The organism is Priestia sp. ABM2_011, from assembly GCF_056158845.1.
Genome location: NZ_JBSWUB010000001.1, coordinates 613,216 through 638,779, shown reverse-complemented (window position 1 = coordinate 638,779; position 25,564 = coordinate 613,216). Strand labels below are relative to the sequence as shown.

The 25,564-nt window shown below is 41.3% G+C and carries 15 protein-coding genes, 19 tRNA genes and 3 rRNA genes; 5 read left to right on the top strand and 32 right to left on the bottom strand.

The annotated features are described in order from the left end of the window. Nucleotide 1: 1 nt before the first annotated feature. Together menD and ACXAE4_RS03460 are read right to left on the bottom strand one after the other, a co-directional pair. On the bottom strand, nucleotides 2-1,756 hold the full coding sequence (gene menD, locus ACXAE4_RS03465; RefSeq protein ID WP_155010582.1) for a 2-succinyl-5-enolpyruvyl-6-hydroxy-3-cyclohexene-1-carboxylic-acid synthase: 1,755 nt from the start codon (nucleotides 1,754-1,756) through the stop codon (nucleotides 2-4). Further along, nucleotides 1,743-3,164, bottom strand: a complete 1,422-nt coding sequence (locus ACXAE4_RS03460; protein WP_475235474.1) for an isochorismate synthase — start codon at nucleotides 3,162-3,164, stop codon at nucleotides 1,743-1,745. Before ACXAE4_RS03460 ends, menD begins: the two co-directional genes overlap by 14 nt. A gap of 353 nt (nucleotides 3,165-3,517) precedes the next feature. Between ACXAE4_RS03460 and ACXAE4_RS03455 the strand changes: the two genes are divergently transcribed. Together ACXAE4_RS03455 and ACXAE4_RS03450 are read left to right on the top strand one after the other, a co-directional pair. Beyond that, nucleotides 3,518-4,270 (top strand): TraR/DksA C4-type zinc finger protein, encoded by a 753-nt coding sequence (locus tag ACXAE4_RS03455; RefSeq protein WP_013059568.1) that lies wholly within the window; start codon nucleotides 3,518-3,520, stop codon nucleotides 4,268-4,270. Between the two features lie 94 nt (nucleotides 4,271-4,364). Next, complete coding sequence (locus tag ACXAE4_RS03450; protein WP_013059569.1) at nucleotides 4,365-5,162, top strand: TIGR00266 family protein; 798 nt, start codon at nucleotides 4,365-4,367, stop codon at nucleotides 5,160-5,162. A 37-nt stretch (nucleotides 5,163-5,199) separates the two neighbouring features. Here the strand turns inward: ACXAE4_RS03450 and ACXAE4_RS03445 are convergent, their stop codons facing one another. The 27 genes from ACXAE4_RS03445 to ACXAE4_RS03315 form a co-directional block, all read right to left on the bottom strand. Continuing rightward, entirely contained in the window at nucleotides 5,200-7,611 is a 2,412-nt protein-coding gene (locus tag ACXAE4_RS03445) for a glycogen/starch/alpha-glucan phosphorylase (protein ID WP_475235471.1), read from the bottom strand. Between the two features lie 13 nt (nucleotides 7,612-7,624). Beyond that, on the bottom strand, nucleotides 7,625-9,055 hold the full coding sequence (gene glgA / locus ACXAE4_RS03440; RefSeq protein WP_028411872.1) for a glycogen synthase GlgA: 1,431 nt from the start codon (nucleotides 9,053-9,055) through the stop codon (nucleotides 7,625-7,627). Continuing rightward, nucleotides 9,052-10,077, bottom strand: a complete 1,026-nt coding sequence (locus ACXAE4_RS03435) for a glucose-1-phosphate adenylyltransferase family protein (protein ID WP_025750736.1) — start codon at nucleotides 10,075-10,077, stop codon at nucleotides 9,052-9,054. Before ACXAE4_RS03435 ends, glgA begins: the two co-directional genes overlap by 4 nt. A gap of 22 nt (nucleotides 10,078-10,099) precedes the next feature. Next, nucleotides 10,100-11,251: a glucose-1-phosphate adenylyltransferase gene (locus ACXAE4_RS03430; RefSeq protein ID WP_016765788.1), complete on the bottom strand. Its 1,152-nt coding sequence runs from the start codon at nucleotides 11,249-11,251 to the stop codon at nucleotides 10,100-10,102. Then, nucleotides 11,202-13,163: a 1,4-alpha-glucan branching protein GlgB gene (gene glgB / locus ACXAE4_RS03425; protein ID WP_033579577.1), complete on the bottom strand. Its 1,962-nt coding sequence runs from the start codon at nucleotides 13,161-13,163 to the stop codon at nucleotides 11,202-11,204. Before glgB ends, ACXAE4_RS03430 begins: the two co-directional genes overlap by 50 nt. A 294-nt stretch (nucleotides 13,164-13,457) precedes the next feature. After that, a tRNA-Glu gene (locus ACXAE4_RS03420) sits at nucleotides 13,458-13,529 on the bottom strand. A gap of 20 nt (nucleotides 13,530-13,549) precedes the next feature. Beyond that, nucleotides 13,550-13,640: transfer RNA gene (locus tag ACXAE4_RS03415), tRNA-Ser, on the bottom strand. 3 nt (nucleotides 13,641-13,643) lie between these two features. Further along, nucleotides 13,644-13,718, bottom strand: a tRNA-Asn gene (locus ACXAE4_RS03410). Between the two features lie 3 nt (nucleotides 13,719-13,721). After that, a tRNA-Ile gene (locus tag ACXAE4_RS03405) sits at nucleotides 13,722-13,798 on the bottom strand. A gap of 7 nt (nucleotides 13,799-13,805) precedes the next feature. After that, nucleotides 13,806-13,879: transfer RNA gene (locus ACXAE4_RS03400), tRNA-Gly, on the bottom strand. Nucleotides 13,880-13,890: 11 nt separating this feature from the next. Next, nucleotides 13,891-13,966, bottom strand: a tRNA-His gene (locus ACXAE4_RS03395). Between the two features lie 10 nt (nucleotides 13,967-13,976). Beyond that, a tRNA-Phe gene (locus ACXAE4_RS03390) sits at nucleotides 13,977-14,052 on the bottom strand. Between the two features lie 8 nt (nucleotides 14,053-14,060). Continuing rightward, a tRNA-Asp gene (locus ACXAE4_RS03385) sits at nucleotides 14,061-14,136 on the bottom strand. Between the two features lie 11 nt (nucleotides 14,137-14,147). Continuing rightward, nucleotides 14,148-14,240: transfer RNA gene (locus ACXAE4_RS03380), tRNA-Ser, on the bottom strand. A gap of 27 nt (nucleotides 14,241-14,267) precedes the next feature. Then, nucleotides 14,268-14,344: transfer RNA gene (locus ACXAE4_RS03375), tRNA-Met, on the bottom strand. 30 nt (nucleotides 14,345-14,374) lie between these two features. Beyond that, nucleotides 14,375-14,450: transfer RNA gene (locus tag ACXAE4_RS03370), tRNA-Ala, on the bottom strand. 5 nt (nucleotides 14,451-14,455) lie between these two features. Next, nucleotides 14,456-14,532, bottom strand: a tRNA-Pro gene (locus tag ACXAE4_RS03365). 4 nt (nucleotides 14,533-14,536) lie between these two features. Continuing rightward, a tRNA-Arg gene (locus ACXAE4_RS03360) sits at nucleotides 14,537-14,613 on the bottom strand. Nucleotides 14,614-14,622: 9 nt separating this feature from the next. Further along, a tRNA-Leu gene (locus tag ACXAE4_RS03355) sits at nucleotides 14,623-14,711 on the bottom strand. A gap of 14 nt (nucleotides 14,712-14,725) precedes the next feature. Further along, nucleotides 14,726-14,800: transfer RNA gene (locus tag ACXAE4_RS03350), tRNA-Gly, on the bottom strand. Between the two features lie 22 nt (nucleotides 14,801-14,822). Continuing rightward, nucleotides 14,823-14,904 (bottom strand) — tRNA-Leu (locus ACXAE4_RS03345). A 13-nt stretch (nucleotides 14,905-14,917) separates the two neighbouring features. Beyond that, a tRNA-Lys gene (locus ACXAE4_RS03340) sits at nucleotides 14,918-14,993 on the bottom strand. 8 nt (nucleotides 14,994-15,001) lie between these two features. Next, nucleotides 15,002-15,077: transfer RNA gene (locus tag ACXAE4_RS03335), tRNA-Thr, on the bottom strand. A 26-nt stretch (nucleotides 15,078-15,103) separates the two neighbouring features. Then, nucleotides 15,104-15,179 (bottom strand) — tRNA-Val (locus tag ACXAE4_RS03330). 9 nt (nucleotides 15,180-15,188) lie between these two features. Beyond that, nucleotides 15,189-15,304: ribosomal RNA gene (gene rrf, locus ACXAE4_RS03325) — 5S ribosomal RNA — on the bottom strand. A gap of 109 nt (nucleotides 15,305-15,413) precedes the next feature. Next, nucleotides 15,414-18,349, bottom strand: a 23S ribosomal RNA gene (locus ACXAE4_RS03320). A 225-nt stretch (nucleotides 18,350-18,574) separates the two neighbouring features. After that, nucleotides 18,575-20,126, bottom strand: a 16S ribosomal RNA gene (locus ACXAE4_RS03315). The 16S, 23S and 5S rRNA genes sit together here with 19 tRNA genes alongside, the layout of an rRNA operon. A 352-nt stretch (nucleotides 20,127-20,478) precedes the next feature. Here ACXAE4_RS03315 and ACXAE4_RS03310 point away from each other — a divergent pair. The 3 genes from ACXAE4_RS03310 (at nucleotide 20,479) to ACXAE4_RS03300 (ending at nucleotide 23,300) form a co-directional block, all read left to right on the top strand. Next, nucleotides 20,479-20,673, top strand: coding sequence for a hypothetical protein (locus ACXAE4_RS03310; RefSeq protein ID WP_013059575.1), 195 nt, complete (start codon nucleotides 20,479-20,481; stop codon nucleotides 20,671-20,673). Between the two features lie 243 nt (nucleotides 20,674-20,916). Next, on the top strand, nucleotides 20,917-22,503 hold the full coding sequence (locus ACXAE4_RS03305) for an AMP-binding protein (RefSeq protein ID WP_033580479.1): 1,587 nt from the start codon (nucleotides 20,917-20,919) through the stop codon (nucleotides 22,501-22,503). A 119-nt stretch (nucleotides 22,504-22,622) separates the two neighbouring features. Then, nucleotides 22,623-23,300 carry an MgtC/SapB family protein gene (locus ACXAE4_RS03300; RefSeq protein WP_013059577.1) on the top strand — a complete coding sequence of 226 codons (678 nt, stop codon included), beginning with the start codon at nucleotides 22,623-22,625 and terminating at the stop codon, nucleotides 23,298-23,300. A 27-nt stretch (nucleotides 23,301-23,327) separates the two neighbouring features. Here the strand turns inward: ACXAE4_RS03300 and ACXAE4_RS03295 are convergent, their stop codons facing one another. Genes ACXAE4_RS03295 through cobA form a run of 3 tightly spaced genes read right to left on the bottom strand, consistent with a single transcriptional unit; the run spans nucleotide 23,328 to nucleotide 25,477 of the window. Beyond that, nucleotides 23,328-23,936 carry an NAD(P)-binding protein gene (locus tag ACXAE4_RS03295; protein WP_047749626.1) on the bottom strand — a complete coding sequence of 203 codons (609 nt, stop codon included), beginning with the start codon at nucleotides 23,934-23,936 and terminating at the stop codon, nucleotides 23,328-23,330. Further along, entirely contained in the window at nucleotides 23,917-24,684 is a 768-nt protein-coding gene (locus ACXAE4_RS03290) for a sirohydrochlorin chelatase (protein ID WP_028412599.1), read from the bottom strand. Before ACXAE4_RS03290 ends, ACXAE4_RS03295 begins: the two co-directional genes overlap by 20 nt. Before the next feature lie 13 nt (nucleotides 24,685-24,697). Beyond that, complete coding sequence (gene cobA, locus ACXAE4_RS03285; protein ID WP_028412600.1) at nucleotides 24,698-25,477, bottom strand: uroporphyrinogen-III C-methyltransferase; 780 nt, start codon at nucleotides 25,475-25,477, stop codon at nucleotides 24,698-24,700. Nucleotides 25,478-25,564: the final 87 nt, after the last annotated feature.

Genomic DNA, 25,564 nt, shown 5'->3' with positions numbered 1-25,564 from the left:
CTTATTCCACACCGTTTGACAAATTTATTTCCTCGGAAACAAGTTTCCACAAACTGCGATGAGTCTCTACATTTTCTGTACGAGTTGTACGAATCTCTACAACATGTAACCCGCCTTTTGTGAAAGCATGGTTCATTGCATGTCGAAATTCTTCCCAGCTGCTTGCTGAAGAAAATGTGCCATCATACAGACGAGTGGCATGCTCAAAATTCAATCCAGTTGGCGTACCGAATAAAAATTCAAAGTGCTTTTCTTGTTTTGACTGCGGTAAAAATGAAAAAATTCCTCCGCCGTCATTGTTAACTAGCACAACGGTTAAATTTAAATTATGCATCTTAGCTGCCAGCAGACCATTTAAATCGTGATAAAAAGATAGGTCACCAATAAATAAAACGGTGTGATCGTAAGCCGTGCTTACGCCTAGAGCAGACGAAACCACACCATCAATTCCATTTGCTCCTCGGTTTACAAAAAGTGGAATATCTTTCTCCGTATTTAAGAAGAAAGAATCAATATCTCGAACAGGCATTGAATTTCCAACAAACAAAGCCGTGCCTTCAGGTACTACATCCACAATTTCTTGAACTACTTGTCCTTCGAACCATTCCTGGCCAGAAGTTAATGTTTTGAGAGCCTGTGCAGTTTGAACATTAATCTTTTTCCATAGACTCAGCCATGAAGTAGACTCCTCTTGATTCGCTGAAAGGCGCTTGATCAGTTCTTCACAAAATAATGTTTCATTGGCTTCAATCATCACTGTTGAACGCAAAGTAGGATCTCTCCAGCCTTTACCTTGGTCAACTACAAACATTTCTTTCGGCTCGTGTGCTTTTAAAAATTGCAATAGCGGTTTCGATACCGGCATCGCGCCAAAACGAATGACAACTTCGGGGTAAAAACGCTCATCAACCTTATCACTTTTTAAAAATGTATCATATGTCTCTATTACATTTTCTTTTGAATGCTTGCCGCTTCTTAATTGTGATAACGGATCTGCGAGCACCGGAAAGCTTAAAGCGTCAGCTAAACGGCATACGCTGTCTACTGCTTTTAAAGACATTTGATCTCCGCATATAATAAGTCCTTTTGTTGTTCCCTCTAGGCGCTTCGCAATTTCTTCGAATCCTTTTTCAGATAGAGATGCTTCTCCATGAATAGCAGCCACATATGATTTACCGCGTTTCCCCTGACTCCATAAATCTTCAATAGACAAATCTGGTACAATCGGTTCACGTAAAGGTACGTTAATGTGTACAGGACCGCTCGGTATAGCTTGAGCTGTATGAACAGCCCTTGAAGCTACTGTTCGAATATAACGATTCATATCTGCACTTTCTTCTGGTAAAGCTGTATCTACAAACCACTTCGCATACTGACCGAAAAGATGATTCTGATTAATTGCCTGCGGGGCACCTATATCCCTTAACTCGTGCGGCCGATCGGCTGTGATAACGACTAAAGGAATGCGTGAGTAGTGAGCTTCAATTACTGCAGGATAATAATTCGCTGCAGCTGTTCCAGATGTACATACAAGCGCCACTGGTTTTTTCTTTGCTTTTGCTATTCCTAGAGCAAAAAAGCCGGCAGAACGTTCATCAATGTTTAAGTGCACATGAATATCAGGGTGCTCAGCCATAAGCATCGCAATAGGCGTTGAACGTGACCCTGGACTGACCACTACTTCTTCAACATTTGCTTCTACTAATTCATCCACGAATGACGCAATATACGTTGTTAATGATTTAATGTGTTCCACGCATAATCCCTCCTAAAGCTGAAAGCATCGGGTTGAATTTAATTTTTGTTTCTTCATATTCACTTTCAGGCGTAGAATCTGCTACAATTCCACAGCCCGCAAATAAAACAGCTTCTTTTTGCTGAATAACAGCCGAGCGGATTCCTACTATAAATTCACCGTTTCCATTGATATCCATCCATCCTAAAGGAGCTGCGTACCACCCTCGGTCAAAGGATTCTAGCTTTCGAATAATAGGCAAGGCCTCCTGTTGAGGATATCCTCCTAACGCTGGTGTTGGATGGAGCTTTTGAATAAATGAAAATAGCGTCACATCTTCCTTTATACGCCCTTTCACAGGTGTATACAAATGTTGAATATGCTTTGTTTTATATAAACTTGGCTTACTTGGAATTTCTACTTCATAACAATAAGAATTCATCGCTTCTTTAATCATATGAACAACAACATCGTGCTCAATTAAGTTCTTAGGATCCTGAAGCAATTCCTCACCTAGTTCGTGATCTTCCTGCCTTGTCTTTCCTCTTGGAATCGAACCCGCTAAACAAGTGGAAAACACGTAATCTCCTTGTTTTTGTACTAGTCTTTCTGGGGAAGCGCCGATAAAATGCTGATGCTCTCCCTCTAAAATATATGTGTAGCTAGTTGGCTGTTCCTTTAACAGACGCTGAAGCACGTATTCAGTAGAAATATCTTCATTAAATTTTACTTTTAATTGGCGAGCAAGAACCACTTTCTCTATAACCTGTTGCTTAATTAAAGTAGTAGCTCTTTCAATATTTCCTTTAAATTTCTCTACCCCAATTTCTTCTTTTTCCAACAGCAAAGGTGAAATATGAGATTCCCCGTCGTACTCTTCACAAAGAACAAGTTTTTGGACCTCTTCGAAATAATTGATGTGCTCTTTTACAGAATCTTGTCCTTTAACCATCATATTAACGGTAAGATATCCTTCTTTATTTACCTGGGTATATAACACAGTTGGAATCATAAATTTTGAACTCGGGAAATCACTCCAATAGTTTTCTCGATACTGATTTGGGTCAAATGAAAATCCTCCAAATAAAAGAGGACCTGTCCCATCAGGGAAAATTTGGTTATTTTTATAAAAGTCTTCTTTTATAAAGCGCTTCCATTCATTTTCAATGTGGAAATAACGTTCTTTTGCCGCATTGGTGCAAATAGTATGCGCATATCCTAATCCAACAAATGTATAATAACTGTTGGAATATTTCCAAAAAAAGCGTTCTTTATAAAACTGGTCATGTCCGTTCGCATAAAAAATAAGGGGGTCAATAGGTCTTACTTTTTTCACTAAACTGACCAATTTTGGCTGATTTTCATTTTTTGCACGCTCAATCGCATCTTTAATGTATTCTTGTACTAACTGTTCGGTCGTTGCAATCACACTACGTCCCCCCGTTCATCTTTTTTTCTTAAGTCTGTAACTAACTTATTATAAACTTTCAGTTCAAAAAAATCTAGCATCGCGATTCATGAGCAAAAATTAATTTTGCTTGTCTAAATTACGCCTTTTCAGTAAACCAATAAAAAAATCTTTATGATCTATTTAGTACCCTTTAGCCCTCAAGAACATTATTTTTATCATACCCTTTTCTATAACCTTTACCTTTCTTTAATTTTCCACTCCATTTCTCTCTTAGCTTCATGAATACCCCAAATCCTCCTAATATGAATCGTGTTTTTTTGAATTTTTAACACATACTACAAAAGCACACTAAATTTTTAAGGGGGAGCTTCATGACACTTTCAAAACAAGAAATCAGTCAGTTAAAACAAAATTTACAGCAGCAGCAGGCTGATATTCAATCGCACTTTGATCAAAATGATCATTTTGGTCTAACTCGAAGCGACGCTCACGATGCTGTAGGAGAACTTTCAAGCTACGATAACCACCCTGGTGACACAGCCACAGAAACATACGAGCGTGAAAAAGACCTTGCACTAAATGAACATGCAAAACAAGAGCTACATGAAATAGAAGAAGCACTGCAGGCAATCGCTCACAGCACGTATGGAACATGCAAAGTATGTGGAGCAGATATCTCATTTGAAAGACTTCAGGCTGTACCAACTACTTTATACTGTAGAGAACATAGCCCATCACAGGATATTCCAAAGCACAGACCTGTAGAAGAAAATGTTCTCCATCACCCATTTGGTCAATACGACTATGACGATACCGAGACGACAGGATACGACGCAGAAGATTCTTGGCAAGACGTTGCGCGTTACGGGACGTCTGAATCTCCTTCTGATTTTATAGAAGATACGTCTAACTATAGTGAAACCTATATTGAGGCGGATGAAGCTATCGGGTACGTTGAAGATTATGAAAACTTTGCCGCTACCGATTTATATGGACAGCCTCTTCCTATTTACCCTTCAAAAGAGCATGAGCGATATGAAAATGCACTGGATGAAGAAGGTACGATGACCATATTTGGAGATTTACCGGCCTATGAGAAAGATCCATACACTGAAAAGGAGTAGTTCTTCATACTACTCTTTTTTCTATTTTTAGTAGGAGCTATGGGAGATGACATCGAATGAATAGGAGATTAGAATTAATAATGAGGTGAACATAATGAATGCACATGAAATTGATTATAAATTGTATGGAGATGACATGCAGTTTGTTGAAATTGAATTAGATCCTTCAGAAAGTGTGATAGCAGAAGCTGGAGGAATGATGATGATGGAAGATGATATTGAGATGGAAACCATTTTTGGTGACGGTTCTTCCTCCAACAGCAGCGGACTTTTTAATAAACTAAAAGGTGCTGGGAAACGCGTATTAACTGGTGAAAGTTTATTTATGACGGTATATACAAATAACGGATATCACAAGCGAAAGGTATCTTTCGCTTCACCTTTTCCAGGTAAGATTATTCCTGTCGATTTAGAGCAGCTCGATCATAAAATCATTTGTCAAAAAAGCTCCTTTTTATGCGCTGCCAAAGGCGTATCCGTTGGTATTGACTTTCAAAAAAAACTAGGAACGGGCTTCTTTGGCGGTGAAGGTTTTATTATGCAAAAATTAGAAGGCAATGGCCTCGCATTTTTGCATGCAGGCGGCACCATTCATAAGAGACAGCTGCAGCCGGGTGAACGCCTTCGTGTAGATACTGGCTGTTTAGTGGCCATGACCCGTGATGTAAATTACAACATCGAATATGTAGGGAAAATTAAAACAGCTCTGTTTGGAGGAGAAGGCATGTTTTTTGCTACTCTGTCAGGACCGGGAACAGTTTGGATTCAATCTCTTCCTTTTAGTCGACTAGCCGATCGCGTTTTATCAAGTGCAGTTTCACCAACGGGAGGTAAAGGTGAAGGCAGTATCCTTGGTTCTTTAGGTGATTTCTTAAACGGTGACAACAGATAAAATAAAAAGGTGTAGTCGTTGACTACACCTTTTTTATTTATTGATTTAATAAATTTTTAGTGGAATGAATTCCCCAAATATCAGATGCATATTCCTCAATCGTTCGGTCACTAGAAAAAAAGCCGGAATGTGCAATGTTCGTCGCACTCATTTGAAGCCATTTATTTTCATTTCCATAAGCTTCGTTTACTTTTTGCTGTGCCGTAACGTATGAGTCAAAGTCACGGAGTACGTAGTATTCATCATTTTGCATTAATAATGAATCATATATAGGCTCGAATAAGTCATATGTGTCAGGTAAGAAGCCGTTTGTGAGCTGCTCGAGCACTTGTCGAATCCGCTTATCATGATGGTAATAATCATAGGCACGGTATCCTCCATTTTGCTGATAGCTCAATACTTCTTCGGCTTTTAACCCAAAAATAAAGACATTATCTTTTCCTACTGCCTCGCTAATTTCGACGTTCGCTCCGTCCATCGTACCAAGAGTTAACGCTCCGTTCATCATGAATTTCATATTTCCCGTTCCCGAAGCTTCTTTGCTGGCGGTTGAAATCTGTTCGCTGACATCCGCTGCAGGAAAGATATACTCAGCAAGTGACACTCGATAGTTTTCTAAAAAAACGACTTTTAAAAACGGTGATGTTTGTGGATCATGATTGACAACATCAGCTACAGAATTAATTAGCTTGATGACTTTTTTTGCATAATAATAGCCGGGAGAAGCTTTCGCACCAAAAATAAATGTACGAGGCACGATTTGAAAATTAGGGTCTTCTTTTAATCGATTGTACAAATACATAATGTGCAGTACATTTAAAAGCTGTCTTTTATAAGCATGAAGCCTTTTAACCTGTACATCAAAAATAGAATGTGAATCTATTTTAATTCCCGTTTGCTCTTGAATAATATCGGCAAGCAGCTTTTTACGCTGTTGTTTTACTGTTTTTAGTCCTTGTAAAAAGCTTGGATATTCCACATACTCTTGGAGCTTTATAAGAGAATGCGGCTGTTTAATCCATTTATCTCCTATCACCTCGGTAATAAGAGAGGAAAGCTGCGGGTTAGCTTTTAACAACCAGCGCCGGTGGGTAATTCCATTCGTTTTATTGTTAAATTTAGCAGGATAAAACTGATAAAAATCTTTCATTTCTCGTTCTTTTAAAATATCAGTATGAATCTTTGCCACGCCGTTTACTTTATAACTTCCCACAATTGCTAAATGAGCCATCTTTACTAGCCCGTGCGCTAAAATAGCCATATTTTCAATCCGCTGCCAGTCTCCTGGATATGCTTCCCATAATTCTTTACAAAAGCGCTCATTAATTTCTTCAATAATCATATACACTCGTGGAAGCAAGGGTTGAAATAAATCAATCGGCCATTTCTCAAGGGCTTCAGAAAGAGTCGTATGGTTTGTGTATGAAATGGTATTGGACGTAATATGCCATGCATCTTCCCATTCCATTTTTTCTTCATCCAGTAAAATTCTCATTAGCTCAGGAATCGCAAGTACAGGATGCGTATCGTTAATATGAATGGCTACTTTTTCGTGAAAGTTTGTAAGTGTTTGATAGGTATTTCGATGTGCTCTGATAATACTTTGTAAGCTAGCTGACACAAGAAAATATTGCTGTTTCAACCTTAATATTTTACCATCTTCATGTGTATCATCCGGATATAAAAATTCTGATACAGCCTCTGTTTGACGCTTATACTCCATCACATCTTTATGTACTGGAAATGATGAAGGCTCCGCATTCCAAAGGCGAAGTGTATTCACTGTATCTGTTTTATACCCGATAACCGGGATGTCATAAGGAACAGCAGAGACGGGTTCTCCTTTTACATGACGAAAAGAGAATGTTCCGTCTTCCTGTACCATTTCAACTTCGCCCCAAAAGTTCACTTCGATTGCTTGATCTAATTTGCGTACTTCCCATGAATTCCCATGCCTTAACCATTGTTCTGGGAGCTCAATTTGAAAGCCGTTTACAATCTTTTGATCAAACAAACCGTGTTTATAGCGAATCCCATAACCGTGACCAGGAAGATTAAGTGAAGCAAGAGAATCTAAAAAACAAGCAGCAAGCCTGCCTAATCCCCCGTTTCCTAATCCTGCGTCTACTTCGATTTCCTCAATATTTTCAAGTGAAATATTCAGATCACTTAATCCTTCTTTTACAACTTCCCGAATTCCTAAGTTCAACAGATTTTGACCCAACAGTCTGCCTAATAAAAATTCGATAGAAAGATAATACACTTGCTTTGTATGTGAAGACCTATGAATTTCATTGGTTGAAATCCAATCGCTGCTAATATACTCTCGCACCATATTTCCTAATGTATGATAGTGATCTTGAACAGTAGATTCTTTAAAGCTCTTTCCATATGTCATTTCCAGCTTTTTTAAAAAAGCCTCTTGAAAGCTTTTTTTATCAGAGAACAATCTGCTCACCCTTTCACGATGGAGTAGATGTCAAATTTGAATACAATTGATTATATTTAAATGCCGATTGCCCCCAGCTATAATCCTGACTCATAGCATCCATCATTAATTTTTTCCATACATCTTTCTGGTGATAAAATGAAACAGCTCTTTCTAACGTATGAAGCATGTCATGAGCATTATAATTCTTAAAAGAGAAGCCATTTCCCTCTCCGCTATATTCATTATAAGCTTTGACCGTGTCATTCAGGCCGCCCGTTTCACGCACGACTGGAATGGTTCCATACTTTAAGGCTATTAATTGTCCGAGTCCGCAAGGCTCAAAACGGGAAGGCATTAAAAATAAATCCGTACCGGCATAAACTTTATGAGCAAGTTCCTCATTAAAACCAATAATGGCTTTTACTTGTTGCGGGTACGTATCTTCCATCTCACGGAAAAACTGCTCAAACTCGTGTTCGCCAGTTCCTAAAATAACAATTTGGGCTCCTAAGTTAACCGTCTCATGGAAAACGTGCTTGACTAAATCCAATCCCTTCTGCTGGGTTAACCTTGTAACCATCGAAATAATTGGAACATCGTTATTTTCCTCTAATTCAAGATAGCGCTGGAGCTCTTTTTTATTTTTATATTTTCCTTCAATCTCTTCTACAGAATAAGGATAAGATATAAGCTGATCTGCGTCTGGGCTATAAGCTTCTTCATCGATTCCATTTACAATCCCAATTAAATCTTGATTTCGCTGACGCAATAATCCATCTAAACTTTCTCCGTAATAGGGCATTTGAATTTCATCTCGATATGTAGGACTTACCGTGGTAATTTTATCAGCTGATACAAGAGCCGCTTTCATAAAATTAATATTCCCATAAAACTCGAGCTGGCTTGTAGTAAAATAATAATCATTTAAATTTAATAGCTCATATAAATTGCTTTTAGGGAAAATTCCTTGGAATTGCAAGTTATGAATCGTAAAGACCGTCTGGATATGATCATACATATCATAATTAGCACGAAGTAAAAATGGAATCATAGCCGTATGCCAGTCGTGACAATGAATGATATCAGGCTCATTCTCTAAAAATGGGATAGCTTCAAGCACAGCTCTGCTGAAGAAAGCAAATCGTTCAGCGTCATCGTAGTGCCCATATAAGCTATCTCTTTTAAAATAATATTCATTATCAATGAAAATATATTTAACGCCATCCATCGTTAACGATTCAATCCCACAGTACTGTCTTCTCCACCCAACCTGCACATGAATAACTTTTTCAAGCACCATTTCATCTTGATAATGTTGAGGAATGGTTCCGTACTTTGGCATGACTACACATACGTTCGTTCCTAACTTTTTTAATTCTTTAGGCAGGGCACCTGCTACGTCTGCTAATCCTCCTGTTTTAATAAAAGGTACACATTCTGATACAGCAAATAATACATTCACGACTTCATCAACGCTCCTTGAGTTGTTCCTTTAGCAATGACTCTAGGTAGACCTGACTCACCTAGCAACGTTTCATTACTTCCTATTTTCACATCTTTGTCTAAAACAACATTTTCTAATACACTATTTTCTAAAATAACGCCTTTTTGCATCACAATGCTATTCTTAACGACCGTACCTTTTCCAATTTTAACGCCTCGGAAGATAATACTATTTTCCACATGTCCTTCAATCACGCACCCGTTTGCGATCATTGAGTTTTTCACAACCGCTTTTTTTGCGTAACGAGTAGGCGGTTCATCTTTTACTTTAGTGAAAACAGGACGTTCGTTGATAAATAACTGCTTCCAAACATCTGGAGATAAAATTTCCATACTTGTTTTATAGTAGGCATCTAAGCTAGAAATCTCAGCCGTATATCCATGGTGCTCGTACTTTTCTACACGATGAGATTGTGCCATATATCGAACCATTTCTTTAATCGTATAAAAATCATGCGATTCATTTTGCAAAATATTAACTAGAATAGATTTATTAATAATATACATATTAAGCGATTTATCACCCTGCTTCATTTCAGTAATATCTGCATTTGAAGCAATATGACGCTGCAGCACGTGCTCAAAGTCAACTGTACATATCGTATAACTATTAGCAATTAATACGTATTCCTGCTTACTTCTTAAGAAATAATCAATATGATAACGGAACTGCGTGAATAGTGATGGACTCTCTAAGTGTAAATCACTTGTCATAGGAGGGAAGATAAACAATCCATCTCGCTTCCGATCCAAATCCCATTCTTTTCCTGAACCTATATGATCCATCAATGCGCGATAGCGATCACGAGGAAAAATGGCAACGCTCGAAATTCCAGAGTTCACCATATTAGAAAGCGTAAAATCGATTAATCGATAGCGCCCTGCAAAAGGAATGGCAGCAATCGATCTATAAAAGGTTAAAGGCTGCAGCGCTGTTGTGTTTGTACAAGCATCAATAATACCAAGCATTTGATTATTCAATGTCGTTCATCCTCTCTGTTCGTTAAATGCATTTAGCAACTGATTCAATCAATTCTTGAGTAACAAGAATTACTTCTTCGCTTCCTTTGGTCGGTCGAATGATAGTACCGTCTGGAACTTCAATGTCCGATGGAACAATTGCGTTTTCAATATATACGTTAGAGCCTATCTTTGCAGTAGGCATGACAACCGTTTTCTTAACTTCAGAACCTGAACCGATTTGTACACCTGGAAATAACACGGACTGCTCTACGTTTCCTTCGACAACGCACCCTTCATTTACTAATGACTCCACCACGCAGGCGTTTGGCGCAATATATTGAGGAGGCTGATTAGGGTTAACAGAGTATACTTTCCATGAAGAGTCAAATAAATTAAGCTCGTCTTTATCACATAACAAATCCATATTCGCTTCCCATAAGCTTTTTACAGTTCCTACATCTTTCCAATAACCTTGGAATGGATATGCAATTAGCTTTTTCTTTTCATCTAGTAAAAGCGGAATAACATCTTTACCAAAATCATGGCTTGAGTATGGATTGCGTGCATCCATTTCTAAATATTCTTTTAAAATACTCCATTTAAAAATATAAATCCCCATAGAAGCTAGATTATTTTTAGGACGCTGTGGCTTTTCATCGAACTCCATTACATCTAGGTCACTATTTGTATTTAAAATACCAAAACGGCTCGCTTCTTCCCAAGGTACTTCAATAACAGAAATCGTTACATCTGCTTCTTTGTTTATATGATAATCAAGCATATTTTCATAGTTCATTTTATAAATGTGATCACCTGATAGAATCAGTACGTACTCAGGATCATATTGTGTCAAATAGTTTAAATTTTCATAAATAGCGCTAGCCGTGCCTTTATACCACTTTACTCCATCTGACTCCGCGTATGGAGGCAATACTGTGACGCCACCATTCCGTCGGTCCAAATCCCAAGCGCTTCCAATTCCAATGTATGAATTGAGAACTAGCGGTTGATATTGTGTTAATACACCTACTGTTTCAATACCTGAATTTGTACAATTACTTAAAGCAAAATCAATAATTCGGTACTTACCACCAAATGGTACAGCTGGCTTTGCTAGATTTTTTGTAAGCGAACTTAGCCGACTACCTTTTCCTCCTGCCAATAACATCGCTACGCATTTCTTTTTTAACATGTTGTTTTCTCTCCCCTCGTTTTCTCTTTGCTCGTAGTATACTAATGCCAAACGGCGGAATATTCATTTCAATGCAAAAAGGTTGACCGTGAAACGATTCATCCACTGATTTTAATGCCTTTTTATTTACAATGCCTGAACCGCCGTACACTTCGTCATCACTGTTAATCACTTCAATGTACTCTGTCTCAACTGGAACTCCAACTTTGTAAGAATGATATGGATGCTCAGAAAAATTGCTAACAACTATAAAAATCTCCTGATTTTCTTTCGACTTGCGAATAAAGGAGAAAATTTGTTGATGATGATTGTTAACATCAATCCATTCAAATCCATCTGGATTATGGTCTAATTCATATAAAGGCTTGCTTCTTTTATAAATCTTGATGAGATCCTTCATATACCCGTTAAGATTGCGATGCATGTCAAAGTCATAAAGCATCCAGTCTAACTCTTCTAAATCTTTCCACTCATCAAATTGGCCAAACTCTCCGCCCATAAATAAAAGCTTTTTTCCAGGGTGTGCAAAGAAATATCCATATAGCAGTCGAAGCTGTGCAAACTTGCGCCAGTAATCACCTGGCATCTTATTAAGCAATGATTTTTTCCCATGTACGACTTCATCATGAGAAAGCGGCAAAATAAAGTTTTCGTTAAACGCATACATTAGTGAAAAGGTCATTTTATCGTGAAGATAGGGACGTCTTTCCACGCCAGCTTCCATGTACGTTAAAACGTCATTCATCCATCCCATGTTCCACTTATAATTAAAGCCTAAACCGCCCTCATACGTAGGTGCTGTAACAAGGGGCCAATCCGTTGAATCTTCTGCCATCATTAATATCGTTTCATCAGATTTAAAAACAGCTTCATTCAATTTTTTTAAGAAGCTGACAGCTCCATCATTTACTGCTTTTCCAGAAGAATTTTGCCAATAAAGCATATTAGCTACAGCATCTACTCGAAATCCATCTATGTGGAAGTACTCCAACCAAAACAAAGCGTTCGAAATGAGAAAACTTTGTACTTCAGGCTTGCCTAAATCGAAATTAGCTGTTCCCCAAACATAGTTTTCACGGTCGGGTTCTTTTTTGTATTCATAAGTAGGTTCTCCATCGAACATATACAGACCATGTTCATCCTTACAAAAATGCCCGGGTACCCAGTCTAAAAGAACGCCTATATTATTTTGATGACACTCATCTATAAAGTTCATCAACTCTTTGGGTGTACCGTATCGACTGGTAGCAGAATAGTATCCAGTTCCTTGATATCCCCAGGATCGGTCGAGCGGATGCTCAATGACTGGTAATAACTCAATATGTGTAAAACCTTGTTCAGCAATATAAGGAATAAGCTCCTGTGCTAATTCACTGTATGTATAAAGGCTGCCATCTTCATGAGTCCTCCAAGACCCTGCATGCAGCTCGTAAATACACAGTGGTCTTTCATATATATTTTGCTGTTTTTTCTTTCTACGCCAATATTGGTCGTTCCATTTGTACCCATCCAATGAGTAAACAATAGACGCAGTGTTTGGACGCACTTCACTGAAGAAAGCGTATGGATCTGCTTTTAATTTTTTTTGATTGCTTTGTGTGATGATTTCATATTTATAAATAGTCCCTTGTTCTAATTCAGGGATAAATGTCATCCAAATACCTTCTTCATTAACTTTAACCATTGAATGTTGAAAACCGTTCCATTTATTAAAATCACCTACAACGCTTACACCCTTTGCATGAGGTGCCCACACGCAAAATCGTACGCCTTCAATTCCTTCTACCGTTACCTGATGCGCACCGAAAATAGAGTAACTGCGAAATAAGTTTCCTTCGTGATACAAATGAACATCAAATTCAGTAGGCTGAACCGCTAGATTCACTTTTGCCACCCCTTTAACTTCAAACATAATATACGCACATAATATACGCTTCTTACCACTCATTCCCTTTTATAGTAAAAACATAAACCTTTTCTACAAATATAATAGAATAAATGTTCTCTAAAATTACTCTTTATTCCATACTCTTCATACTTTATTACTTTATGAATAATTCCATATGATATAGGGAAAATCCTGCTTAAAACTTACTTTTTATTCTGAAAATTCATGGTAATTATTCCTAACTATTATTCCTGTTTACTTAATCTTTAAAAAAGCGCAAATAAAAAAAGGTTTGCATATATGCAAACCTTTTTAAGATGACCCGTACGGGATTCGAACCCGTGTTACCGCCGTGAAAGGGCGGTGTCTTAACCGCTTGACCAACGGGCCATATTTAAATTTAAAACGACTGGCGGAGAAGGAGGGATTTGAACCCTCGCGCCGCTTACACGACCTACACCCTTAGCAGGGGCGCCTCTTCAGCCACTTGAGTACTTCTCCGTATGGCTCCACAGGTAGGACTCGAACCTACGACCGATCGGTTAACAGCCGATAGCTCTACCACTGAGCTACTGTGGAATATGGTGGGCCTAAGTGGACTCGAACCACCGACCTCACGCTTATCAGGCGTGCGCTCTAACCAGCTGAGCTATAGGCCCATTAATTTGGAGCGGGTGATGAGAATCGAACTCACGACATCAGCTTGGAAGGCTGAGGTTTTACCACTAAACTACACCCGCGTTACTTAAGATGGGGCGACTGATGGGAATCGAACCCACGAATGCCGGAACCACAATCCGGTGCGTTAACCACTTCGCCACAATCGCCGTCTTAAAATGGTGGCTCGGGACGGAATCGAACCGCCGACACAAGGATTTTCAGTCCTTTGCTCTACCAACTGAGCTACCGAGCCAAACAAAATGGCGGTCCCGACGGGAATCGAACCCGCGATCTCCTGCGTGACAGGCAGGCATGTTAACCGCTACACCACGGGACCAAGATAGAAAATGGAGGAGGAAGAGGGATTCGAACCCCCGCGGGCTTTAACACCCCTGTCGGTTTTCAAGACCGATCCCTTCAGCCGGACTTGGGTATTCCTCCGTATATTTATAACAAATGTAACTTATATGGTAGCGGCGGAGGGAGTCGAACCCACGACCTCACGGGTATGAACCGTACGCTCTAGCCAGCTGAGCTACACCGCCATATTATTCATTACAATTATTCAGTTTAATTGGTGGAGCCTAGCGGGATCGAACCGCTGACCTCCTGCGTGCAAGGCAGGCGCTCTCCCAGCTGAGCTAAGGCCCCATAAATGGTCGGGAAGACAGGATTCGAACCTGCGACCCCTTGGTCCCAAACCAAGTGCTCTACCAAGCTGAGCTACTTCCCGTTTATGGCGCGCCCGAGAGGAGTCGAACCCCTAACCTTTTGATCCGTAGTCAAACGCTCTATCCAATTGAGCTACGGGCGCTTATTAAAATGGTGCCGAGGGCCGGACTTGAACCGGCACGGTAGTCACCTACCGCAGGATTTTAAGTCCTGTGTGTCTGCCAATTCCACCACCCCGGCAGGACTTATATACGTGGAGCGGAAGACGAGGTTCGAACTCGCGACCCCCACCTTGGCAAGGTGGTGTTCTACCACTGAACTACTTCCGCAAATATATGAAATTACTAAAGATGCGGGTGAAGGGACTTGAACCCCCACGTCATAAGACACTAGATCCTAAGTCTAGCGCGTCTGCCAATTCCGCCACACCCGCGTGTAAATATAACTGGTGAGCCATGAAGGACTCGAACCTTCGACCCTCTGATTAAAAGTCAGATGCTCTACCAACTGAGCTAATGGCTCGAAAAAAATGGTGCCGGCAAGAGGACTTGAACCCCCAACCTACTGATTACAAGTCAGTTGCTCTACCAATTGAGCTACACCGGCGTGCAATCTCTGACTTAAATAGTCGATGGTGGAGGATGACGGGATCGAACCGCCGACCCCCTGCTTGTAAGGCAGGTGCTCTCCCAGCTGAGCTAATCCTCCGATATAAAAGCCTGGCAACGTCCTACTCTCACAGGGACAAAGTCCCAACTACCATTGGCGCTAAAGAGCTTAACTTCCGTGTTCGGTATGGGAACGGGTGTGACCTCTTCGCTATCGCCACCAGACATATTATATTATACACTATTATATAAAGAAAGCAATACTTTTTTTCGAAAGATTTATTCTTTCAAAACTAGATAACAGTTTGCTGAGTAAAGCTTACACTTTTAAAGTTTGGTTAAGTCCTCGATCGATTAGTATCAGTCAGCTACACATGTCGCCACGCTTCCACCTCTGACCTATCAACCTGATCATCTTTCAGGGATCTTACTAGCTTGCGCTATGGGAAATCTCATCTTGAGGGGGGCTTCATGCTTAGATGCTTTCAGCACTTATCCCGTCCACACATAGCTACCCAGCGATGCCTTTGGCAAGACAACTGGTACACCAGCGGTGTGTCCATCCCGGTCCTCTCGTACTAAGGACAGCTCCTCTCAAATTTCCTACGCCCACGACGGATAGGGACCGAACTGTCTCACGACGTTCTGAACCCAGCTCGCGTACCGCTTTAATGGGCGAACAGCCCAACCCTTGGGACCGACTACAGCCCCAGGATGCGATGAGCCGACATCGAGGTGCCAAACCTCCCCGTCGATGTGGACTCTTGGGGGAGATAAGCCTGTTATCCCCGGGGTAGCTTTTATCCGTTGAGCGATGGCCCTTCCATGCGGAACCACCGGATCACTAAGCCCGACTTTCGTCCCTGCTCGACTTGTAGGTCTCGCAGTCAAGCTCCCTTGTGCCTTTACACTCTACGAATGATTTCCAACCATTCTGAGGGAACCTTTGGGCGCCTCCGTTACATTTTAGGAGGCGACCGCCCCAGTCAAACTGCCCACCTGACACTGTCTCCCGGCCCGATCAGGGCCGCGGGTTAGAATTTCAATACAGCCAGGGTAGTATCCCACCGACGCCTCCACCGAAGCTAGCGCTCCGGCTTCTCAGGCTCCTACCTATCCTGTACAAGCTGTACCAAAATTCAATATCAGGCTACAGTAAAGCTCCACGGGGTCTTTCCGTCCTGTCGCGGGTAACCTGCATCTTCACAGGTACTATAATTTCACCGAGTCTCTCGTTGAGACAGTGCCCAGATCGTTACGCCTTTCGTGCGGGTCGGAACTTACCCGACAAGGAATTTCGCTACCTTAGGACCGTTATAGTTACGGCCGCCGTTTACTGGGGCTTCGATTCAGAGCTTCTCCCAAAGGATAACCCCTCCTCTTAACCTTCCAGCACCGGGCAGGCGTCAGCCCCTATACTTCGCCTTGCGGCTTCGCAGAGACCTGTGTTTTTGCTAAACAGTCGCCTGGGCCTATTCACTGCGGCTCTCTCGGGCTATACACCCTACCAGAGCACCCCTTCTCCCGAAGTTACGGGGTCATTTTGCCGAGTTCCTTAACGAGAGTTCTCTCGATCACCTTAGGATTCTCTCCTCGCCTACCTGTGTCGGTTTGCGGTACGGGCACCTCCCGCCTCGCTAGAGGCTTTTCTTGGCAGTGTGGAATCAGGAACTTCGGTACTATAATTCCCTCGTCATCACAGCTCAGCTTTCATGATGAGCGGATTTGCCTACTCATCAGCCTAACTGCTTGAACGCGCATATCCAGCAGCGCGCTTACCCTATCCTACTGCGTCCCCCCATTACTCAAACGGCGGGGAGGTGGTACAGGAATATCAACCTGTTGGCCATCGCCTACGCTTTTCAGCCTCGGCTTAGGTCCCGACTAACCCTGAGCGGACGAGCCTTCCTCAGGAAACCTTAGGCATTCGGTGGACAAGATTCTCACTTGTCTTTCGCTACTCATACCGGCATTCTCACTTCTAAGCGCTCCACCAGTCCTTACGGTCTGACTTCGCTGCACTTAGAACGCTCTCCTACCACTGACATCAAAGATGTCAATCCACAGCTTCGGTGATACGTTTAGCCCCGGTACATTTTCGGCGCAGAGTCACTCGACCAGTGAGCTATTACGCACTCTTTAAATGGTGGCTGCTTCTAAGCCAACATCCTGGTTGTCTAAGCAACTCCACATCCTTTTCCACTTAACGTATACTTGGGGACCTTAGCTGGTGGTCTGGGCTGTTTCCCTTTTGACTACGGATCTTATCACTCGCAGTCTGACTCCCATGGATAAGTCTTTGGCATTCGGAGTTTGACTGAATTCGGTAACCCGTTGGGGGCCCCTAGTCCAATCAGTGCTCTACCTCCAAGACTCTTACAACATGAGGCTAGCCCTAAAGCTATTTCGGAGAGAACCAGCTATCTCCAGGTTCGATTGGAATTTCTCCGCTACCCACACCTCATCCCCGCACTTTTCAACGTGCGTGGGTTCGGGCCTCCATTCAGTGTTACCTGAACTTCACCCTGGACATGGGTAGATCACCTGGTTTCGGGTCTACAACCACATACTAAACGCCCTATTCAGACTCGCTTTCGCTACGGCTCCGCCTTATCAGCTTAACCTTGCATGGGATCGTAACTCGCCGGTTCATTCTACAAAAGGCACGCCATCACCCGTTAACGGGCTCTGACTACTTGTAGGCACACGGTTTCAGGATCTCTTTCACTCCCCTTCCGGGGTGCTTTTCACCTTTCCCTCACGGTACTGGTTCACTATCGGTCACTAGGTAGTATTTAGCCTTGGGAGATGGTCCTCCCAGCTTCCGACGGAATTTCACGTGTTCCGCCGTACTCAGGATCCACTCAAGAGGGAACGAAGTTTCAACTACAGGGTTGTTACCTTCTTCGACGGACCTTTCCAGGTCGCTTCATTTACTTCGTTCCTTTGTAACTCCGTATAGAGTGTCCTACAACCCCAAGAGGCAAGCCTCTTGGTTTGGGCTAATTCCGTTTCGCTCGCCGCTACTCAGGAAATCGCATTTGCTTTCTCTTCCTCCGGGTACTTAGATGTTTCAGTTCCCCGGGTCTGCCTTCAATATCCTATGTATTCAGATAAAGATACTGTTCCATTACGAACAGTGGGTTTCCCCATTCGGAAATCTCCGGATCAAAGCTCACTTACAGCTCCCCGAAGCATATCGGTGTTAGTCCCGTCCTTCATCGGCTCCTAGTGCCAAGGCATTCACCGTGCGCCCTTTCTAACTTAACCATTAGCGAATAAATGGTACAACATAAAGTTGTGTTATTTATTGGTTTGATTAAAGAAAAGTTTCACTTTTCCTCAGCAATTACTGTTATCTAGTTTTCAAAGAACAATCGCAACCAAAATTCTTCTTATCTAATAAGAAGAAAGTAGTGTGCTTTCTATAATTGAGAGATTGAACTCTCAAAACTGAACAAAGTGTCAAAACGTACGTCATGTAAAAATCCTTAGAAAGGAGGTGATCCAGCCGCACCTTCCGATACGGCTACCTTGTTACGACTTCACCCCAATCATCTGTCCCACCTTAGGCGGCTAGCTCCTTACGGTTACTCCACCGACTTCGGGTGTTACAAACTCTCGTGGTGTGACGGGCGGTGTGTACAAGGCCCGGGAACGTATTCACCGCGGCATGCTGATCCGCGATTACTAGCGATTCCAGCTTCATGTAGGCGAGTTGCAGCCTACAATCCGAACTGAGAATGGTTTTATGGGATTGGCTTGACCTCGCGGTCTTGCAGCCCTTTGTACCATCCATTGTAGCACGTGTGTAGCCCAGGTCATAAGGGGCATGATGATTTGACGTCATCCCCACCTTCCTCCGGTTTGTCACCGGCAGTCACCTTAGAGTGCCCAACTAAATGCTGGCAACTAAGATCAAGGGTTGCGCTCGTTGCGGGACTTAACCCAACATCTCACGACACGAGCTGACGACAACCATGCACCACCTGTCACTCTGTCCCCCGAAGGGGAACGCTCTATCTCTAGAGTTGTCAGAGGATGTCAAGACCTGGTAAGGTTCTTCGCGTTGCTTCGAATTAAACCACATGCTCCACCGCTTGTGCGGGCCCCCGTCAATTCCTTTGAGTTTCAGTCTTGCGACCGTACTCCCCAGGCGGAGTGCTTAATGCGTTAGCTGCAGCACTAAAGGGCGGAAACCCTCTAACACTTAGCACTCATCGTTTACGGCGTGGACTACCAGGGTATCTAATCCTGTTTGCTCCCCACGCTTTCGCGCCTCAGCGTCAGTTACAGACCAAAAAGCCGCCTTCGCCACTGGTGTTCCTCCACATCTCTACGCATTTCACCGCTACACGTGGAATTCCGCTTTTCTCTTCTGCACTCAAGTTCCCCAGTTTCCAATGACCCTCCACGGTTGAGCCGTGGGCTTTCACATCAGACTTAAGAAACCGCCTGCGCGCGCTTTACGCCCAATAATTCCGGATAACGCTTGCCACCTACGTATTACCGCGGCTGCTGGCACGTAGTTAGCCGTGGCTTTCTGGTTAGGTACCGTCAAGGTACGAGCAGTTACTCTCGTACTTGTTCTTCCCTAACAACAGAGTTTTACGACCCGAAAGCCTTCATCACTCACGCGGCGTTGCTCCGTCAGACTTTCGTCCATTGCGGAAGATTCCCTACTGCTGCCTCCCGTAGGAGTCTGGGCCGTGTCTCAGTCCCAGTGTGGCCGATCACCCTCTCAGGTCGGCTATGCATCGTTGCCTTGGTGAGCCGTTACCTCACCAACTAGCTAATGCACCGCGGGCCCATCTGTAAGTGATAGCCGAAACCATCTTTCAATCATTTCCCATGAAGGAGAAGATCCTATCCGGTATTAGCTTCGGTTTCCCGAAGTTATCCCAGTCTTACAGGCAGGTTGCCCACGTGTTACTCACCCGTCCGCCGCTAACGTCATAGAAGCAAGCTTCTAATCAGTTCGCTCGACTTGCATGTATTAGGCACGCCGCCAGCGTTCATCCTGAGCCAGGATCAAACTCTCCGAAGAAATGTTTGACTTGCTCATTTAAAAAATAAAAATTAACGTTGACGTTTGTCGCTTTGTTCAGTTTTCAAAGTTCAACCGCCGCTCTTAAGCGACTTTACCATCATAACAAGTTGCAATCTAGTTGTCAACAAGTTTTTTATTTGTTTATCACTTCGATGTTTGCTTTAGCAGTTCATCTTAGCGACATTTAATAATATACCATGCCTTCTTTTATTGTGCAATAGTTTTTCGATATATTTTTAAAAACTATTTTCTTGTACACGAAACGTTAGCCAATTAATAGATACTAGCATATCTAGACCTAAGCTAGCATAATGTCTATTAAATCATTATCCGCCAAGGAGGCGTTCACTTGGATACCTTAATTGCAGCTGCACTCTATTTGTCCTTTTGTATGTCTATTCTCTTAATTTCACTTGCTTATTGGGAATCAATTCAAATGTCTAATAAAGAAGGCAAAGTCAACGGCCTTTCATTTATTTCACTTTCAACATTCAGCATGATTTTTTGTTTGTTTACTTCATATTTTTATACCATTCTTTATTAACATGATGTTACGTTGTCTTCTTATAATAAGGAGACATTTCTTTATTTTATTACAATATTCGCATTCGGTATACTTACTTATTGAAATCAATACGATAAACTCAGCTCCCCCCTTCTTCATACGTGCGATGGACAGTGAAGGAATTTGTCGAATGATTTTTTGGAACACTTTCTTTAAATTTGATAAACTACTTTTAGAAAACGCTTTCATATATACTTTAACATTATTCAAGGAGGAAACCAAATGAAACCATTGCTTGAAGTAACGGTTGGAGAACTTTTAAAAGAAAGTACAAAAAAGTTTGGGCATCAAGAAGCGGTTATCTACTCTGAACAAAATATTCGCTATACGTACGCAGAGTTTTATCAAGAAACCTCTCGAGTTGCAAAGGCACTTCTAGCCACCGGTCTCAAAAAAGGCGATCATATCGCTATCTGGGCTACAAATGTGCCGGAATGGTTACTTCTGCAATTCGCAGCAGCTAGAATAGGCGCTGTTTTGGTTACCCTTAATACAAGCTACCAATCCTCTGAATTAGAGTATGTATTGAGGCATTCTGATACAGCAGCGCTATTTTTCATTGATGAATTTAAAAGCACTTCTTATACGTCTATTATCACCGGTATTGAACATAATCTTCCCAATCTAAAACATCTTATAAACTTAAGTGAATCAAGCGAACATACTTCTTGGAACGAGTTCTTAATGAGTAGCTCAATGGTATCGGATGAGGTGCTCGATAAGTATGAGCAATCCCTACATATCCATGAAGTTATCAATATGCAATATACTTCCGGAACAACAGGTTTTCCAAAAGGAGTTATGCTAAGTCACCATAATATAGTAAATAACGGCTTTTTAGTTGCTCAGTCTATGAAACTGACTAACGAAGACCGCTTATGCATCCCAGTTCCTTTCTTTCATTGTTTTGGATGTGTACTGGGCGTTCTAGCATGCGTATCCGTAGGTGCTACTATGCTACCGATTATTGAATTTCAGCCTTCCTCTGTTTTACGCACCGTAGAGAAAGAAAAATGTACAGCGCTTCACGGTGTACCAACTATGTTTATTGCGGAATTAAATGCACTTGAGTTTAATCAATATGACTTATCTACTCTTCGCACAGGAATCATGGCTGGTTCTAATTGTCCAGCAGAAGTAATGAAACGAGTCATAAATGACATGGGTATCAGCGAAATTACCATCGCCTATGGTCAAACCGAAACATCTCCTGTAATCACCCAAACAACCCCAACTGATTCTATCGAGCGGCGAGTACAAACGGTTGGCAAAGTACATGATCATGTACAGATTCAAATTATTAATCCAATTACAGGTAAACAAGCTTCTTTTGGAGAACAAGGAGAACTTTGTGCAAAAGGATATTTAACAATGAAAGGATATTACAAAATGCCGGAAGAAACAGAAAAAACAATTGTAGAGGGCTGGCTACATACAGGAGATTTAGCTACCATCGATAAAGATGGCTATGTAAAAATTACAGGACGTCTAAAAGATATGATTATTAGAGGTGGAGAAAACATTTACCCAAGAGAAATTGAAGAGTTTTTATATAGATTACCCGAGGTAGAAGATGTGCAAATTGTCGGTATTCCTGATCCAAAGTATGGAGAACGAGTTGCTGCATGCATTAAACTCAAGCAAGATTCTTTTCTTACCGCTCAAGAAATCAAAGACTTTTGCAAAGGTAAGCTTGCTCATTTCAAAATTCCCGAACATATTTATTTTATAGACGACTTTCCCATGACGGCATCCGGCAAGATTCAAAAATATAAATTAAAAGAAACGATCGTAGCGCTTTATAAATAATCAGATTTTTTCGAATTTCACCTGTCATTATGAAGAAAAGTTTACTATACTGATACATATCTGTTTTTCTTCTTTCATACAGATATAAACAACAATGTCTATTGAAATAGGTGAAAATAATGGAAAATGAAATGTTGCTCAAATTAGGTATTTCTGCTGTACTTGGTCTTATTATTGGAATTGAAAGGGAACTAAAACGAAAGCCTGTTGGTTTAAAAACATCTCTCGTAATTTCCATTATTAGCTGTTTACTCACGATTGTTTCGATTGAGTCTTCTCAAATTTTTAATAAAGGTGATCATATCACAATGGACCCGCTTCGTCTGGCTGCTCAAATTGTTTCTGGAATTGGTTTTTTAGGAGCGGGTGTTATTTTACGAAAAGAAAATGACAGCATCTCTGGGCTTACAACAGCCGCTATTATCTGGGGGGCAGCAGGTATAGGTATTGCTGTAGGTGCAGGGTTTTATCCCGAAGCCATTACCGGAGTTGTACTGCTCATCATCAGCGTTGAACTTCTCCCTTTCCTTATTACTATTCTAGGGCCTAGGCAACTGCGCGAGAAAGAGCTTATTCTTCAACTTAAGCTGGCTGATAAGCACAATATTTTTGATACAACTAACAGCATTAGAGAAAAGAATATTACAATAAAAAATATTCGAATCAAAGATTTAGACACCAATGAATTATATATACGTATGAAAGTGTCAGTTAATAATCAGCGTCCTACTACAGAAGTGTATTACGAGATTCAAAAAATCAGCGGTATTCGTAGCATTGAAGTTGAAAATGTATAAATGAAAAACGGCCAATTGGCCGTTTTTTTATTTATATTTTTCAATCTGTTGTAAAAATTCCCTCTGTTTTACTAGAGACAGCCGGTATTGATCATCGATAATTTCTGTTAACAACTCATGTTTACGGCTCTTTGACACATTCAATCTGTGGATAAGAACTCTGCATTCGTACAAAAACTGTGTATACTGTGTGTAACTCTCATCATAATTCGAAGATAATTCTTCTTTTATTCGTTTTGTCAACAAAGGACTAGCGCCATCTGTGGATATTGCTAGCGATAATCTCCCTCTAGAAAACTGTGCAGGAATTTGAATATTTCCATCGGAAAAACCGCTGGCCATATTAACCAACTGATCATTTTTAATATGCTGCTTAACGAACTTATTCACAGCTTTATCATTTGTAGCTACAACAATAAAAAAAACATTAAGTAAGTCTTCTTCTCCTACTTTTTTTCTTTTTACACACAGCTGATTCTTAGCTTCCCACTCATTTATTTCAGCTGAAACAGTTGGAGCAACCACTGTAATGGCTGCTCCTTCTTGTAAAAAACCTTTAATTCTACGAGTTGCGATTGTTCCGCCTCCAACTACTAAGACCGAACGATCCTTTAAATCAAGCATAACGGTATACATCGTATTGATTTCCTCTGCTCGATAATAACGTTTTTACTTGATGACTTAAAATGTGTGCAAGTCCATCATGATAACCTAGGTAGTTTGCTAAGATAAACTGCTGGTCATCTGTTGATAACTGCTCCAATTCTTCCTTAATTTCGTTCATTAAAATACCGGTAAACAAAAGGTACGGGAGAACGAATACTTGCTTATACGAAGTTTGTTTAGCAAGGTGCAGCCCTTCTTTTAAATTAGGGTCAGCGGCAGCTAAATAGCATGTGCTCACTTCTTTAAAAGCTCCTTTACCTTTTAGCAGTTGAGCTATTTCGTTAAAATCTTTTTTTACAGCAGGATCACTGCTTCCTCTGCCGACCAGCAATACCATCGAATCTTCATGCTTATCCACATTAGTTTCATTGATTCTCTCTACTAAGATATCAACAATTCGTTCGTCTACGCCGAACGGTTCTCCGTACAGTACTTCTACTTGTGGATAGCGTTCATATACTTTGTGTATTTCTTCAGGTATATCATGTTTTGCATGGGCAGCTGTTAATAACAGCAGCGGCACAATGGCAATACGAGTAGCACCTTGTTCAATACACGCTTCAAATCCTTGTTCAATAGTAGGGTAAGCTAGCTCTAGGAAACAAACTTCTTGAATCGGTACATCTAGATTTTTTTTACATCTTTCAATAAAAGCAACTGCCTGATCAGCGCCTTCTTTTACGCGGCTGCCATGGCAAACATATAAAACTGCATCCATATAATCAACCTCTTTAGTAAGCTTCTTGTGCATACGAATAGTAATGCTGTCCAGTCTTCTCAAACCAATTCAATCGGTCATGAAAATTTACAACTTCACCAACGATAATCATACTGGGATTTTCAATTTGTTCTTCTTTAACAATATCAACAATTGTACCAAGAGTTCCAGTTACAGTGCGCTGGTCCGCACATGTGCCCCAGTGAATCAAGGCAATTGGCGTAGCTGAGGTTTTTCCATGTTCCATTAACTGTTGGCAAATGTACGGTAAGTTCCTCACTCCCATATAAATGGCAAGAGTATCTACACCTTTGGCTAGGCTATCCCATTTGATTGCATCATGCTCGCTGTCTTTACGGTGTCCTGCTACAAAAGCAAAGCTTGCGCTGTATTCCCGGTGAGTGACAGGGATTCCTGCATAAGCAGCAGCTGCGATACCTGATGTAATTCCTGGAACAATTTCAAATGAAATGCCCTGTTGCACGAGAGCTTCTGCTTCTTCCCCTCCGCGTCCGAAAACAAATGGATCTCCGCCTTTTAAGCGCGTTACAATTTTCCCCTTTTTAGCGAATTTCACTAAAAAGTTATTGATTGTTTCTTGCTTGAGGGTATGGTAGTTTGGAAGCTTTCCGCAGTAAATAATATCAGCATTACTTTTAGCATACTCCAGCAGATCCTTATTCACTAAACGATCATATAAGATAACATCTGCTTGCTGAATTGCTTTCAACCCTTTTAATGTAATTAAATCTGGATCTCCTGGTCCTGCACCGACTAGATATACTTTCCCCATGAATGCCTTTCACCCTTCCATCATTTCCACGTCTCCGCAGCGCTCCCAAATTTTAATTTGAATTAGAACAGCGGACAAAGTCCGCTG